Genomic DNA, 15,458 nt, shown 5'->3' on the forward strand with positions numbered 1-15,458 from the left:
TATATTTTTCAGTTGCTTCCTTTGTGAAAAGAGTTATAATAGACTGTAGAATAAAAGGAGGAATCTATGAACGTGATTCAAGAATCATTTACTGATAAACTATTTGCTAACTATGAAGCAAATGTTAAATACCAAGCGATTGAAAATGCTGCCAGCCACAACGGAATTTTTGCAGCTCTAGAACGTCGCCAAAGCCATGTAGACAATACCCCTGTTTTTTCATTGGATTTGACAAAGGACAAGGTTACTAACCAGAAAGCGTCTGGTCGTTGCTGGATGTTTGCAGCTCTTAATACCTTCCGCCATAAGCTTATCTCTCAATATAAATTGGAAAACTTTGAGTTGTCACAGGCTCACACATTCTTCTGGGACAAGTATGAGAAATCAAACTGGTTCTTGGAGCAAGTGATTGCGACTGCAGACCAAGACTTGACAAGCCGTAAGGTTAAATTCCTACTTCAAACTCCTCAACAAGATGGTGGTCAATGGGATATGGTCGTTTCTCTCTTTGAGAAATACGGTGTCGTGCCTAAGTCAGTTTACCCTGAGTCTGTTTCATCTAGCAGTAGCCGTGAGTTAAATGCAATCCTTAACAAATTGCTTCGCCAAGATGCTCAAATCTTGCGTGACTTGCTTGCTTCTGGTGCGGACCAAGCGACTGTTCAAGCTAAGAAAGAAGACCTCTTGCAAGAAATCTTTAATTTCCTTGCCATGTCATTAGGACTTCCACCACGTCAGTTTGACTTTGCTTATCGCGATAAAGATAACAACTACCAAAGCGAAAAGGGCATTACACCACAAGAGTTTTACAAGAAATATGTCAATCTTCCTCTAGAAGATTATGTTTCTGTTATCAATGCTCCAACTGCTGACAAGCCTTACGGAAAATCTTACACAGTTGAGATGTTAGGAAATGTGGTTGGTAGCCGTGCGGTTCGTTACATCAACGTGCCGATGGAGCGCTTGAAAGAGTTGGCAATTGCTCAAATGCAAGCAGGTGAGACTGTTTGGTTTGGTTCTGATGTCGGCCAGCTCAGCAACCGTAAGGCTGGAATCCTTGCGACAGATGTTTATGACTTTGAATCAAGCATGGACATTAAACTCACTCAAGACAAGGCTGGACGTTTGGATTACAGCGAAAGTTTGATGACCCACGCCATGGTCTTGACAGGTGTTGATTTGGATGAAAATGGGAAGTCAACCAAGTGGAAGGTTGAAAACTCATGGGGAGACAAGGTTGGTACCGATGGGTACTTTGTTGCCTCAGACGCTTGGATGGACGAATACACTTACCAAATCGTTGTCCGTAAGGAATTGCTGACAGCAGAAGAACAAGCTGCCTATGAATCAGAACCAATTGTACTCGCACCATGGGATCCAATGGGTGCCTTGGCCGAATAAAAGTATAGAAAAAAGGAATCAGATTTTAGAACCTGATTCCTTTTAAGTTGCTTGATTACATGATGTGAAGAACATGTGCCACAATACCCACTGCGAAGAGTGCAAGGATAATAGTGATTGGAGATACTTTTTTCTTAAGCAAGTACATGCAAAGGAGAGTAAGGAGTAGTCCTGATAGTCCAGGGATCAACATATCCAAGTTTTGTTGGAAAGTAGTAACTTTTTCAGGTGTTTGAGACAATCCTTGTCCTACTTGTGCGAATGCTTCTTGGATACCTTTAGATCCTTCTGGCAATTTATCCCAATGGATATAAGCCTTTTCATCTAGTTGAACTTTGGCAACATCGAAAGCAAATTTAATATTTACCCAACGTTGAACAAGGACAGCAAGAATGAACATACCAAGGATAGAAGCTCCTTTAGTGATGTCTTGAAGGATACCGCCAGACATATCTTTAGTGATTTCTGATCCAGCCTTGTATCCAATCTCTTGTGTATACCACAAGAATGACATACGAATCAAGTTCCAAAGAACGAAGAAGAGGATTGGACCTAAGATATTACCAGTAAGGGCAAGTGAAGCACCGAGTGATCCAAGGATTGGGCGTACTGTAAACCAGAATACTGGGTCACCGATACCAGCAAGAGGTCCCATCATACCGATTTTAACCCCTTGGATAGCAGCGTCATCAATTTCAACACCGTTAGCACGTTCTTCTTCAAGTGCAAGAGTAACCCCCATGATTGGAGCGGCTACGTATGGGTGAGTGTTGAAGAACTCAAGATGGCGTTCAAGAGCAGCGATTTGATCTTCTTTTTTAGTGTAGAGTTTTTTAAGAGCTGGAATTAATGAGTAAGCCCAACCCAAGTTTTGCATACGTTCATAGTTCCAAGAACCTTGTAAGAAAGTTGAACGCCACCAAACTTTTTTACGATCTGATTTAGTTAATTGAAGTTTTTCAGTCATGATGTTTTCAGTCCTTTCTTATCTTAGTAGTCTTCTAGGATATCGCCGATTGGGTCGTTAGAAGTTGCGGCTCCTCCGCCACCATTTCCACCAGTTTTAGAAAGGTGAAGGTAGATAAGAGCGATAGCAACACCGATAGCACCAAATCCGATTAGAGTAATATCTGACACGGCAGCAAGCACGAAACCGATAGCGAAGAATGGCCATACTTCACGAGTTGCCATCATGTTGATAACCATAGCGTAACCAACGGCAACGACCATACCACCACCGATAGCCATACCATCTTTAAGCCAATCAGGCATAGCATTTAGAATGCTTTGTACGGTTTCAGTTGGTACCATTAGAAGGAGTGCTGCAGGGACTGCAATACGAAGACCTTGAAGAAGAAGTGCGACAAAGTGAGCACGTTCAACTGCTTTGAAGTCACCTTTTTTAGCAGAAGCATCAGCAGTGTGAACCAATCCGACAGAGAGTGTACGGACAATCATAGTCAAGAATAGACCAGCAACTGCAAGAGGGATAGCAACTGCTTGGGCAACACCGATACCTGTCTTAGTAAAGTCGCCACCAAGAACCATGATAATGGCAGCAGCAACAGAAGCAAGAGCAGCGTCAGGAGCTACGGCAGCTCCGATGTTAGCCCAACCAAGGGCGATCATTTGAAGAGAACCACCAAGGATGATCCCTGCTTCAAGGTTACCAGTAACAAGACCGATAAGGGTACAAGCTACGATTGGTTGATGGAATTGGAACTGGTCGAGGATACCTTCAAGACCTGCTAGGAAGGCTACAACGACTACTAAAACCATAGAAATAATAGACATCTTTAAAATCCTTTCATAAAATCGATTATTGCACGTTTGCTTTGTTGATCAAGTCAAACAAATCTTTTTTGGTGTCGTTTGGTACTTTACGTACATCAAATTCAACACCAAGGTCACGCATTTTTTCAAATGTAGCAACGTCTTCTTTATCCATAGACAAAACGTTGTTAACCATTGTTTTACCAGTTGAGTGAGCCATTGATCCAACATTAAGAGTTTTGATTGGCACGCCACCTTCGATAGCACGAAGGGCATCTTGAGGTGTTTCAAACAAGATAAGGGCATGTGTTCCTCCGAAGCGAGGGTCTTTTGCAACGTCGATTAGTTTTTGGATAGGAACAACGTTTGCTTTCACTTTACCTGGAGCTGCTTGTTTAATCAATTCTTTACGTAATTCGTCTTTAGCTACGTTATCTGAAGCAACGATGATACGGTCTGCTTTTGAATCTGGAGTCCAAGCAGTTGCAACTTGACCGTGAAGTAAACGAGTGTCTAGACGGGCAAGGTTGATTTTGAGTTTACCGTCTCCGATGACAGTTCCTTCTGGAATAGCAGCTTGGGCAACTGGAGCAGCTGCAGCGCTTGCTACTTCCTCAACTGGGTTTAGCTCTTCTGGAAGAGCCTTGATGCCATCTTTGGCTTCTTTAATGATATTAGCAGCGACTTTTTCTACACCTGCAGTAGCGTCCATCAGGCGCTCTGTGTAGGCTTGAATTAACATCGGTAAGTTCAGTCCTGTGATGATGGCAAACTTACGCTCAGGATTTTCTCCCATCACGCGGCTAGCTTGGTTAAATGGAGATCCACTCCAAAGGTCAGCCAAAACTAGAACCTCATCTTCTGCGTCAAATGCAGCAACAGCGTTATTAAACTTAGCGTATAGATCATCAGGACCTTCATTTGGCATAAAGGTTACAACTTGAACCTTTTCTTGTTCACCAAAGATCATAGATCCTGACTGATGAATACCCGCAGCAAATTCGCCGTGGCTCGCAATAATGATTCCGATACTCATTATTGTCATTCCTCCTTTTTGTTGTTTCAGTTTTCTTTTAAGAAAACTTTAAGACTTTTTAAGTATAAACCGTTTTCATCTAAAAATCAACTATTTATCATAAAATAATTAAAAAGATTACATCTGAAAATATTGATATATTGAGTTTTAGAGAAGTTTTTTTGAATCCTTATTAAAAAATTTAATATAAAAAAGTTGGAAGCGCATTCCAACTTTTAAAATAGGTTTTTATTAGATTAGTGGGTGAAGTCGAGTACCATACGTCCTTGGATTTGACCTTTTTCCATTTCGTCGAAAATGGCTACGGCATCTTCGACTGGGCGTTTTTGAACAACTGGAACTACCAAACCTTCTGCACCGAATTGGAAGGCTTCTTCCAAGTCTTTACGAGTTCCAACAAGAGAACCGATGACTTGGATTCCATCTAGAACGGTTTTTACGATACTTAGTTCCATCATTTCAGAAGGAAGACCAACAGCGACTACGCGACCACCGGCACGAACTGAGTCAACAGCCTGATTGAAGGCAACTTTAGATACAGCAGTTACGACAGCTGAATGAGCTCCACCATCAGTTTTTTCCTTGATGAGTCCAGGTACATCATCAACTTCTAGGCCGTTAATAACGATATCAGCACCGACCTCTTTTGCAAGGGCAAGTTTGTCGTTATTGATATCAACTGCGATGACATGAGCATTGAATACTTTTTTAGCGTATTGAACAGCTAGGTTACCAAGTCCACCAGCACCGTAAAGAACAACCCATTGGCCTGGTTCAACTTTTGCTTCTTTAATAGCTTTATAGGTTGTTACACCAGCACATGTGATAGAAGAGGCTTGGGCTGGATCAAGTCCGTCAGGAACTTTAACAGCATAGTCTGCAGTTACGATACATTGTTCAGCCATACCACCATCTACTGAGTAGCCAGCATTTTTCACTGTACGGCAAAGAGTTTCACGGCCAGTTGTACAGTATTCGCAAGTACCACATCCTTCAAAGAACCAAGCAACGCTGACGCGGTCACCGACTTTAAGGCTTTTAACATCTGGGGCAATTTCTTTAACGATACCAACACCTTCGTGTCCTAGGACGCGTCCTGGTACTTGACCAAAGTCACCATGGGCAACGTGGAGGTCAGTGTGGCAAACACCACAGTATTCAATCTCTACAAGTGCTTCTCCAGTTTCAAGTGGACGGAGTACTTTTTCTTCAACAGCAACACCAGTGCTTTCTGGATTTACAACAACAGCTTTCATAGCTATCCTCCTTGATATTAACTGAGAGCAGGAGAAACAGGACTGGATTGATTTTGTGTCAACAGAGTCGAGTATGACGAGCTCTCTTGTATTTATATGTGAAGTATATCACAAAAGAAAGCCTTTTCCAAGGTTTTGGAGGCAAAAAGTAGAACAATCGATTAACCGGTTGATGAGACTGTGAAAAGAGCACAAAGACCAGCTCGAAAGCTGGTCCGTATGGGCTATAAGAATAAGTCTTGCAGGGTTTTGGCAACCCCGTCTTGGTCATTTGTCAAGGAAATTTGCTCATCTGCATAGGGGAGTAGCTCTGGGTTGGCATTTTTCATTGCATAACCTTTCCCAGCAAAAGCGAGCATTTCGGTATCATTGTGTTCATCTCCAAAGGCAATCAAATCTTTTTTGTCGCGGTTCATTACCTTGAGCAAGTAGTCTAAGGCGAAGGCCTTATTGACACCTTTTGGGGTACACTCAAGGATATTGAGCGGACCTCCCCAGGTATTGATGGACAGTTGATGCTGGTAGAAGGCGTTCATTTCTTTTGCTAAGGCATACTTATCACTGACTCTGGTCTGCAAGAGAATACAGTTAGGGTCTTTGGTTACCAATTCAGGCTGAAATTGATCTTTAGGCTGGAAAGCTTCTACACCAAATAGTTTGGGATTGGCAATCTCTTCATTAGGATTTGTAATGTAGAATTTTTTACGGTATTCTCCAGCGATAAAATCGGCTTGAATGTCCTCTGAACGTCGAACCATGTCTAGCAGATATTTTTTGTCTACCGTCAAACACTTTTCAAAGTCCCAAGTTTGGTCTGGTAAGTGAGTAAGGGAGCCGTTGAAATTAATCATAGGAGTGTTTAAGCCTAGTTCACGGTAAAAATCTTTTGACATACGGTAAGGGCGACCTGTCGTAATAATAACCTGATGTCCTTTTTCAGCAACTTTTTTAATAGTTTTTGTGGTAAAGTCAGAAATTTGACTGTCTGAGTTGAGCAGGGTACCGTCCAGGTCAACTGCAATAATTTTTTTCGTCATATAAACCTTTCTAGTGTCTTTCCAGATAAGATGTCTTCTATTATAACAGAAAGCAGGCAGAAAAGCAGATTCCAAACAAAAAATGAAATTGGATCAATTTCTTAAATAAATCAAACAAAGATATTGAAAAAGTGAATGATAAATGATATAATTCTATTATTGTTCGTAAAAATTAAAAGGAGATTAATAATGGACAAATTATTTAAACTAAAAGAGAACGGTACAGACGTTCGTACAGAGGTTCTCGCTGGTTTAACAACTTTCTTTGCAATGAGTTATATTCTCTTTGTAAACCCACAAATTCTTTCGCAAACAGGAATGCCTGCTCAGGGTGTCTTCCTAGCGACGATCATTGGTGCAGTAGCGGGTACCTTGATGATGGCCTTCTATGCTAACTTACCTTATGCCCAAGCGCCAGGTATGGGTCTTAACGCCTTCTTTACATTTACAGTCGTATTTGGACTCGGTTATTCTTGGCAAGAAGCCTTGGCTATGGTCTTCATCTGTGGGCTTATCTCATTGATTATTACCTTGACAAATGTTCGTAAAATGATCATTGAATCGATTCCAAATGCTCTTCGCTCAGCTATTTCAGCTGGTATCGGTGTCTTCCTTGCCTACGTAGGAATTAAGAATGCTGGATTTTTGAAATTTACGATTGATCCAGGTAACTATACTGTTGTAGGAGAAGGGGCTGACAAAGCTAAAGCAACGATTGCAGCAAACTCTTCAGCAGTTCCAGGATTGGTTGACTTTAATAACCCAGCTGTTTTGGTGGCACTTGCAGGACTGGCCATTACAATCTTCTTTGTTATCAAAGGAATTAAAGGGGGAATTATCCTCTCTATCTTGACAACAACTATTCTTGCTATCGCAGTTGGTTTGGTAGATTTGTCAAGCATCGATTTTGCTAATAACCATGTTGGTGCAGCCTTTGAAGACTTGAAGAGAGTCTTTGGTGCGGCTCTTGGTTCAGAAGGTTTGGGAGCTTTGATTTCAGATACAGCTCGCTTGCCTGAAACTCTGATGGCTATTCTTGCCTTCTCATTGACAGATATTTTTGATACAATTGGTACCTTGATCGGTACAGGTGAAAAAGTTGGTATCGTAGCGACAAATGGTGAAAATCACCAATCAGCTAAGTTGGATAAGGCTCTTTACTCTGACTTGATTGGTACTTCAATTGGTGCCATCGCTGGTACTTCGAACGTAACGACTTATGTTGAGTCTGCTGCTGGTATCGGTGCGGGTGGACGTACTGGTTTGACAGCCTTGGTCGTGGCAATCTGTTTTGCGATCTCAAGCTTCTTTAGCCCACTTCTAGCGATTGTACCAACAGCCGCTACAGCTCCAATCTTGATTATCGTTGGGATTATGATGTTGGCTAGCTTGAAAAATATCCATTGGGACGATATGTCTGAAGCGGTTCCTGCTTTCTTCACATCTATCTTTATGGGATTCAGCTACTCTATCACTCAAGGGATTGCAGTTGGTTTCTTGACTTACACTTTGACTAAGCTTGTTAAAGGTCAAGCTAAAGATGTTCATGTCATGATTTGGATTTTGGATGCCTTGTTTATCCTTAACTACATCAGTATGGCCTTATAATAGGATAACCCAGGGGGATTTTCCCCCTTTTTTAATATAAAGGAGATGGGTGATGAAAGAGAAAAATATGTGGAAAGAATTATTGAATCGTGCAGGTTGGCTGTTAATCTTTTTGCTGGCGACAATTTTATATCAGATTCCTATAGGGGTTACTGCTATTTTAACTTTAAATGCAGTACCACTGTTGCAGTCAGGACTGATAGTTGCTGGTATTTCGATTGTAGTTTTGGCACTATTTATTTTTGGAGCTCGTAAAACGCAATTAGCAAGTTTTAATTTTTCTTTTTTTAGAGCTAAGGATTTGGCACGATTGGGATTAAGTTATTTAGTCATTATCTGTTCAAATATACTTGGTTCTATCTTGTTGCAACTGTCAAATGAGACGACAACAGGGAATCAGTCTCAGGTTAATGATATGGTTCAGAATAGTTCTCTGATTTCCAGTTTCTTCTTGTTGGCCTTGCTTGCTCCAATTTGTGAGGAAATCTTGTGTCGGGGAATTGTTCCTAAAAAGATTTTCCGAGGAAAAGAGAACTTGGGATTTGTAGTCGGTACGATTGTGTTTGCTTTATTGCATCAACCAAGTAATTTACCTTCTTTATTGATTTATGGAGGTATGTCGATCGTTCTGTCTTGGACGGCTTACAAGACCCAACGTTTGGAAATGTCTATCTTACTTCACATGATTGTGAATGGGGTTGCTTTCTGTTTGTTGGCTCTTGTGGTGATCATTAGTCGGACATTAGGGATTTCTGTTTAAGATTTTTGACAATTGCTTACTTGTTTCTACTGGGAAAAAGATGAATGCAATCGTGTCCATCTTTTTCTTTTTATGGTAAAATAGAGAAATAATATGGTGAAAAGCCTTGAGGGAGTGACCGATATGTCAAGTAAAGCCAATCATGCAAAGACAGCTATTTGCGGAATTATCAATGTAACCCCAGACTCCTTTTCGGACGGTGGTCAATTTTTTGCTCTTGAGCAGGCACTCCAGCAGGCTCGTAAATTGATAGCAGAAGGGGCTAGTATGCTAGATATCGGCGGAGAATCGACTCGGCCGGGAAGTAGCTATGTTGAGATAGAAGAGGAAATCCAGCGTGTTGTTCCAGTAATCAAAGCTATTCGCAAGGAAAGTGATGTCCTCATCTCTATTGATACTTGGAAAAGTCAGGTGGCAGAGGCTGCTTTGGCTGCTGGTGCTAATCTAGTCAATGATATCACTGGTTTCATGGGTGATGAAAAAATGGCCCATGTGGTTGCAAATGCTGGAGCGAAAGTAGTCATTATGTTTAATCCAGTCATGGCGCGACCTCAGCATCCTAGCTCGCTCATATTCCCTCATTTTGGCTTTGGTCAAGCTTTTACAGAGGAAGAGTTAGCTGACTTTGAAACATTGCCAATCGAAGAGTTGATGGAGATGTTCTTTGAAAGAGCACTAGCGAGAGCAAAGCAAGCTGGAATTGCACAAGAAAATATCCTGTTGGATCCGGGAATCGGCTTTGGTCTGACCAAGAAAGAAAATTTGCTTCTTTTACGGGACCTGGATAAACTACATCAGAAGGGATATCCAATCTTTCTTGGAGTGTCGCGCAAGCGATTTGTCATCAATATCCTTGAAGAAAGTGGTTTTGAAGTCAATCCTGAGACAGAGCTTGGTTTCCGCAATCGAGATACGGCTTCGGCTCATGTAACTAGTATCGCTGCGAGACAGGGTGTAGAAGTGGTGCGCGTGCATGATGTAGCTAGTCACAGGATGGCAGTTGAAATTGCCTCCGCCATTCGTCTGGCTGATGAAGCGGAAAATCTAGATTTAAAACAATATAAGTAAGATGAAAGAAAATGAAAACAATCAGTGGATTGCCCACTATCGGACCGACCAACCGCATTTTGGCTTGGAACGAATGGTGGAACTATTAGCTTTGCGTGGCAATCCCCATCTCAAACTCAAGGTCATCCATGTCGGAGGGACTAATGGCAAGGGTTCGACTATTGCTTTTTTGAAAAATATGCTAGAAAAGCTAGGGCTGAGAGTTGGTGTTTTCAGCTCGCCCTATCTCATTCATTATACAGACCAGATTAGCATCAATGGGGAATCCATTCCAGAAGCGAGGCTAGAAGCCCTCATGGCAGATTATCAGTCTTTGCTGGAGAGGGAGAAGGGCCTTGCTTTACAAGGAACGACCGAATTTGAGATTATCACAGCCATAGCCTATGACTACTTTGCTTCAGAGCAAGTAGATGTGGCTATCATGGAAGTCGGCATGGGTGGACTTTTGGATAGTACCAATGTCTGCCAGCCCATTTTGACAGGAATTACGACTATTGGACTGGATCATGTAGCCCTACTGGGTGACACCTTGGAAGCCATAGCAGAGCAGAAAGCTGGTATTATCAAACAAGGTATTCCCTTGGTTACAGGTCGTATTGCTCCAGAAGCTTTGGCTGTGATTGACCGCATTGCGGAAGGGAAAGATGCGTCGAGATTTGCCTACGGGACAGATTATCAGGTCAGCCATCAAAAGAGTGTGGCTACAGGCGAAGTCTTTGACTATACAAGTGTTGTCAGACAAGGTCGCTTCCAGACTGGCCTGCTTGGTTTGCACCAGATAGAGAATGCTGGGATGGCCATAGCTTTACTTGATACTTTTTGTCAAGAAGATGGTCGAGAACTAGCAAGTAATGACTTGCTTGCTCAAGCCTTGGAAGAAACAAGTTGGCCGGGGCGTTTGGAAATCGTGTCAAGAGATCCCTTGATGATTTTGGATGGAGCCCACAATCCCCATGCTATCAAGGCTTTATTAGCAACCTTGCAAGAACGCTTTGCGGATTATCATAAGGAAATCCTCTTTACTTGTATCAAAACCAAGGCCTTGGAGGATATGTTGGACTTGCTGGGGGCCGTGCCAGATACCGAGCTTACTCTAACACATTTTGCGGATAGTCGGGCGACTGATGAAAGCGTGCTGGAAGAGGTAGCTAAGTCTAGAAATCTCAGCTACCAAGGTTGGCAGGATTTTCTAGAGCAGAAATTGACAGATAAAAAAGAAGAGAAACAAACAGTTAGGATTGTCACGGGTTCCTTGTATTTCTTGAGCCAAGTGAGAGCCTATCTGATGGAGAGGAAGAACGAAAATGGATACACAAAAGATTGAAGCAGCTGTAAAAATGATTATCGAGGCTGTCGGAGAGGACGCTAACCGTGAGGGCTTGCAGGAAACGCCTGCTCGTGTGGCCCGTATGTACCAAGAGATTTTTTCAGGTCTTGGTCAAACAGCGGAGGAACATTTGTCAAAATCTTTTGAGATTATTGACGATAATATGGTGGTAGAAAAGGATATTTTTTTCCATACTATGTGTGAACACCACTTCTTGCCATTTTATGGTAGAGCGCATATTGCCTATATTCCAGATGGTCGTGTGGCAGGTTTGTCTAAGCTAGCCCGTACGGTTGAAGTTTATTCGAAAAAGCCGCAAATTCAAGAACGTTTGAATATCGAAGTGGCCGATGCCTTGATGGACTATCTAGGTGCTAAAGGAGCCTTTGTTGTCATTGAGGCGGAACATATGTGTATGAGCATGCGTGGTGTCAGAAAACCAGGCACTGCAACCTTGACGACAGTAGCTCGAGGCTTATTTGAAACAGATAAGGACCTTCGAGACCAGGCTTATCGTTTAATGGGACTATAATACTCTTCGAAAATCTCTTCAAACCAGGTCAGCTTCCATCTGCAACCTCAAAACAGTGTTTTGAGTAGCCTGCAGCTAGCTTCCTAGTTTGCATTTTGATTTTCATTGAGTATAAAAAGAATCCGCTTTGGGCGAATTTTTCTAGAAAGGACTAGTTATGGATCAACTGCAGATTAAGGATTTGGAAATTTTTGCTTATCATGGTCTTTTTCCCAGTGAGAAGGAATTGGGGCAGAAGTTTGTCGTTTCAGCCATCCTATCCTATGATATGACCAAGGCGGCTACAGACTTGGATTTAACAGCCTCTGTCCATTACGGAGAACTGTGTCAGCAGTGGACGACATGGTTTCAGGAAACGAGTGAGGATTTGATTGAAACGGTAGCCTATAAACTGGTAGAACGTACCTTTGAGGCCTATCCTCTTGTCCAAGAAATGAAGCTGGAACTGAAAAAACCTTGGGCACCAGTGCATTTGCCGCTAGACACTTGCTCAGTAACAATCCACCGTCGCAAGCAACGAGCCTTTATCGCCCTAGGAAGTAACATGGGAAATAAGCAAGCTAACTTGGAGCGAGCCATTGACAAACTGCGAGCTCGTGGCATCCATATTCTCAAAGATTCCAGTGTCTTAGCGACGGAGCCATGGGGTGGTGTGGAGCAAGATAGCTTTGCCAATCAAGTGATTGAAGTAGAATCATGGTTGCCTGCCCCAGTGCTATTAGAGACCTTGTTAGCCATTGAGTCAGAGATGGGGCGGGTGAGAGAAGTACATTGGGGGCCTCGTTTGATTGATTTGGACTTGCTCTTTGTGGAGGATCAGATTCTTTATACAGACGACCTCATCTTGCCTCATCCTTACATAGCGGAACGCCTTTTTGTCCTTGAGTCCTTACAGGAAATTGCGCCTCATTTTATCCATCCGACATTAAAGCAACCTATCCGTAACTTGTATCATGCTTTGAAAAAATAGAAAAAACTCTAGTTTTCAGTCGCTTGTAACTGAAGGCTAGAGTTTTTAAAATAGATCATTTTCTTCTGGGAGGAGGATAGTCTCTCTACCATCCATGTCTAAAACCAAGACTCTGGGGGGATAAAGAGGGTCAAAGGGATGGTTAAAATCAAAATCAATGGCTGTAGGGAGGTGTTGACTTGAGAAGTGGAAGGTAATTTTTCCTTGGTTATTGAGCAATTGAAACTCGAGTTCCTCCTCCAATTCAAAGACATTTTTTAAGAAATGGTCGATGATATACCAAAAAGAGTCAATAACGTCATCAGGCAAGCTAGTAACAATGCCAAAACTAGCTGACCGCATATGGGTATTGGTAAAAGCCATATTTCTTCCCCCTTTCTTTTCTCTTATCATACAGCAAATAGGATTAAAAATCAAGAAAGGGTGATTTTTTCTTCATAAACATAGCTTTCTATGAAATTTTTTTCAAACAATCTTCAAAAAATACTTGAAAGTGTTTACAAATAGTGATAAAATGAAATAAGTGGAATCATGAAAACGAAATTTTCATACCGTCTCTTTTTTTGGAGTCTCGTGAGGTATGATATAGAAAGGAAATGGAATGAATACAGACGATACAGTAACGATTTATGATGTCGCCCGTGAAGCAGGAGTTTCAATGGCGACAGTTAGCCGTGTAGTCAATGGCAATAAGAATGTAAAAGAGAACACCCGTAAAAAAGTGCTTGAGGTGATTGATCGTTTGGATTACCGTCCAAATGCCGTGGCGCGTGGTCTTGCAAGTAAAAAGACAACCACTGTCGGTGTTGTGATCCCCAATATTACCAATGGTTATTTCTCAACGCTTGCTAAAGGGATTGATGATATCGCTGAAATGTACAAGTACAATATTGTCCTTGCTAATAGTGATGAGGACGATGACAAGGAAGTTTCAGTTGTCAATACACTATTTTCTAAGCAAGTGGATGGTATCATCTTTATGGGTTACCACTTGACTGAAAAAATTCGTTCAGAGTTTTCTCGTTCTCGAACACCAGTTGTTCTTGCGGGAACAGTAGATGTGGAGCACCAACTTCCAAGTGTTAATATTGACTACAAACAAGCTACGATTGATGCAGTGACCTACCTTGCTAAAGAAAATGATCGCATTGCTTTCGTTAGCGGTCCATTAGTGGATGACATCAATGGTAAGGTTCGTTTGGTTGGCTACAAGGAAGCCTTGAAAAAAGCAGGAATTTCTTATAGCGAAGGATTGGTATTTGAATCTAAGTACACTTATGAAGACGGCTATGCCTTGGCAGAACGCTTGATTTCATCAAACGCAACTGCAGCAGTTGTAACAGGTGATGAGTTGGCAGCAGGTGTCTTGAACGGCCTTGCTGATAAGGGTGTGTCAGTACCAGAAGAGTTTGAAATCATCACTAGTGATGATTCACAAGTGTCTCGCTTTACCCGTCCAAACTTGACCACTATTGCCCAACCTCTTTATGACCTTGGTGCTATTAGCATGCGTATGTTGACAAAGATTATGCACAAGGAAGAGTTGGAAGAACGTGAAGTTCTCTTACCTCATGGTTTGACAGAACGTCGCTCAACACGAAAACGTAAATAGAAAAAATCAGGGAATCGTGCAGATTTCCTGATTTGTTTTTAGAGAAGAGGCTTAGCCTTCCATATAGTCTTTTAAAGCCTGTCCTTTTAGTCCGGCATTGAGAGCGATGAGGAGTTTCAAGCGGGCTTTTTGGGCGTTGAGTTCTTTAACAAAGAAGACACCAGATTTTTGCAACTGCACGCCCCCGCCTTGGTAGGCATAAACAGGCTCAGCGATACCGTTAAAGCATCGTGAAACCAGGGCGACTGGGATTCCTTTTTGCAGAAGGCTTTCTAATTTTTGAGCCGTTTCTTTGGGAATATTACCAGCTCCGAAGGCTTGGATAATCAAACCGTCCAATTGTTCCAAATCCAGCATATCAATCAGCTCATCTGTCATACCAGCATAAGCAGAGATGATAGGGACTAAGCCTTGTATGTGATCAAGGTCAAAGCGGACACGGGGCTCAGCTGTTTTGAAGTAGAGGATTTCCTGCTTCATAATCAGACCAAGGGGGCCGTGGGTAGGAGTCTGGAAGGTTCCGACGTTGGTCGTATGCGTTTTGGTAACATACTTGGCAGCGTGGATTTCATCGTTCATGACGACCAGGACACCCTTGTCAGCTGACTTGTCATCGCTTGCGACTCGCAAAGCGCTCAGGTAGTTATAAACGCCATCGCTACCGAGTTCGTTAGAACTACGCATAGCTCCTGTTAGAACGATGGGCATGTTGGGGATTTTCATGGTATCAAGAAAGTAGGCTGTTTCTTCCAAAGTGTCCGTCCCATGTGTAATCACAACCCCATCGTAGTTGTCTGCTTCCTCTTTAATCTTATGGTAGAGGGCTAGCATGTGTTTGGGTTTGATATGGGGGCTCGGTAGGTTAAAAAAGTCTAGGGCATGGACTTCTATCCCTTTAAGAGGATTGGTGACATGGTTCATGGGATTGTCCTGGCTGGTCACAACTGCGCCAGAGGCGTCTGCTTGCATGGAAATAGTTCCACCTGTATGTAAAACAAGGATTTTCTTAGGCATGATTTACTCACTCTTTCTGAAATGTGGTATAATCATTGTATCACAAAAGGGGAGATTGGGATAG

Annotated in this window: 15 protein-coding genes; 8 read left to right on the plus strand and 7 right to left on the minus strand. The window is 42.2% G+C overall.

The window, feature by feature from the left end:
- Positions 1 to 66: 66 nt before the first annotated feature.
- On the plus strand, positions 67 to 1,401 hold the full coding sequence (gene pepC / locus M1G12_RS06685; protein ID WP_247949598.1) for a C1 family peptidase: 1,335 nt from the start codon (positions 67 to 69) through the stop codon (positions 1,399 to 1,401).
- 55 nt (positions 1,402 to 1,456) lie between these two features.
- On the opposite strand, the gene M1G12_RS06690 is transcribed toward pepC, so the two are convergent.
- The 5 genes from M1G12_RS06690 to M1G12_RS06710 form a co-directional block, all read right to left on the minus strand.
- Positions 1,457 to 2,368, minus strand: a complete 912-nt coding sequence (locus M1G12_RS06690; RefSeq protein ID WP_000136864.1) for a PTS system mannose/fructose/sorbose family transporter subunit IID — start codon at positions 2,366 to 2,368, stop codon at positions 1,457 to 1,459.
- 23 nt (positions 2,369 to 2,391) lie between these two features.
- Positions 2,392 to 3,195: a PTS mannose/fructose/sorbose transporter subunit IIC gene (locus tag M1G12_RS06695; protein WP_000022716.1), complete on the minus strand. Its 804-nt coding sequence runs from the start codon at positions 3,193 to 3,195 to the stop codon at positions 2,392 to 2,394.
- A 25-nt stretch (positions 3,196 to 3,220) separates the two neighbouring features.
- Positions 3,221 to 4,210 carry a PTS sugar transporter subunit IIB gene (locus tag M1G12_RS06700; protein ID WP_247947669.1) on the minus strand — a complete coding sequence of 330 codons (990 nt, stop codon included), beginning with the start codon at positions 4,208 to 4,210 and terminating at the stop codon, positions 3,221 to 3,223.
- Positions 4,211 to 4,446: 236 nt separating this feature from the next.
- Positions 4,447 to 5,466, minus strand: a complete 1,020-nt coding sequence (gene adhP, locus M1G12_RS06705) for an alcohol dehydrogenase AdhP (protein ID WP_000649182.1) — start codon at positions 5,464 to 5,466, stop codon at positions 4,447 to 4,449.
- Between the two features lie 224 nt (positions 5,467 to 5,690).
- Positions 5,691 to 6,503, minus strand: coding sequence for a Cof-type HAD-IIB family hydrolase (locus M1G12_RS06710; RefSeq protein ID WP_247949599.1), 813 nt, complete (start codon positions 6,501 to 6,503; stop codon positions 5,691 to 5,693).
- A gap of 189 nt (positions 6,504 to 6,692) precedes the next feature.
- On the opposite strand from M1G12_RS06710, the gene M1G12_RS06715 reads away from it, so the two are divergent.
- The 6 genes from M1G12_RS06715 to folB all read left to right on the plus strand — a co-directional run bounded on the left by M1G12_RS06715 (position 6,693) and on the right by folB (position 12,768).
- Positions 6,693 to 8,111: an NCS2 family permease gene (locus tag M1G12_RS06715; protein ID WP_247949600.1), complete on the plus strand. Its 1,419-nt coding sequence runs from the start codon at positions 6,693 to 6,695 to the stop codon at positions 8,109 to 8,111.
- Between the two features lie 52 nt (positions 8,112 to 8,163).
- Complete coding sequence (locus M1G12_RS06720; RefSeq protein ID WP_192855211.1) at positions 8,164 to 8,871, plus strand: CPBP family intramembrane glutamic endopeptidase; 708 nt, start codon at positions 8,164 to 8,166, stop codon at positions 8,869 to 8,871.
- A 93-nt stretch (positions 8,872 to 8,964) separates the two neighbouring features.
- Positions 8,965 to 9,939, plus strand: coding sequence for a dihydropteroate synthase (gene folP / locus M1G12_RS06725; RefSeq protein ID WP_247949601.1), 975 nt, complete (start codon positions 8,965 to 8,967; stop codon positions 9,937 to 9,939).
- A 1-nt stretch (position 9,940) separates the two neighbouring features.
- On the plus strand, positions 9,941 to 11,263 hold the full coding sequence (locus M1G12_RS06730; RefSeq protein WP_247949602.1) for a bifunctional folylpolyglutamate synthase/dihydrofolate synthase: 1,323 nt from the start codon (positions 9,941 to 9,943) through the stop codon (positions 11,261 to 11,263).
- On the plus strand, positions 11,244 to 11,798 hold the full coding sequence (gene folE / locus M1G12_RS06735; protein WP_000380916.1) for a GTP cyclohydrolase I FolE: 555 nt from the start codon (positions 11,244 to 11,246) through the stop codon (positions 11,796 to 11,798). Before M1G12_RS06730 ends, folE begins: the two co-directional genes overlap by 20 nt.
- Positions 11,799 to 11,955: 157 nt before the next feature.
- Positions 11,956 to 12,768, plus strand: coding sequence for a dihydroneopterin aldolase (gene folB / locus M1G12_RS06740; RefSeq protein ID WP_247949603.1), 813 nt, complete (start codon positions 11,956 to 11,958; stop codon positions 12,766 to 12,768).
- A 45-nt stretch (positions 12,769 to 12,813) separates the two neighbouring features.
- Here folB and M1G12_RS06745 read toward each other — a convergent pair whose 3' ends face one another.
- Entirely contained in the window at positions 12,814 to 13,131 is a 318-nt protein-coding gene (locus M1G12_RS06745; RefSeq protein WP_000886035.1) for a DUF960 domain-containing protein, read from the minus strand.
- A 238-nt stretch (positions 13,132 to 13,369) separates the two neighbouring features.
- Between M1G12_RS06745 and ccpA the strand changes: the two genes are divergently transcribed.
- Complete coding sequence (ccpA, locus tag M1G12_RS06750) at positions 13,370 to 14,380, plus strand: catabolite control protein A (RefSeq protein WP_084953015.1); 1,011 nt, start codon at positions 13,370 to 13,372, stop codon at positions 14,378 to 14,380.
- Between the two features lie 51 nt (positions 14,381 to 14,431).
- Here the strand turns inward: ccpA and M1G12_RS06755 are convergent, their stop codons facing one another.
- Complete coding sequence (locus tag M1G12_RS06755) at positions 14,432 to 15,394, minus strand: asparaginase (protein WP_084953016.1); 963 nt, start codon at positions 15,392 to 15,394, stop codon at positions 14,432 to 14,434.
- Between the last annotated feature and the right edge of the window lie 64 nt (positions 15,395 to 15,458).

The organism is Streptococcus mitis (assembly GCF_023110375.1).
GTDB lineage: Bacteria > Bacillota > Bacilli > Lactobacillales > Streptococcaceae > Streptococcus > Streptococcus mitis_CI.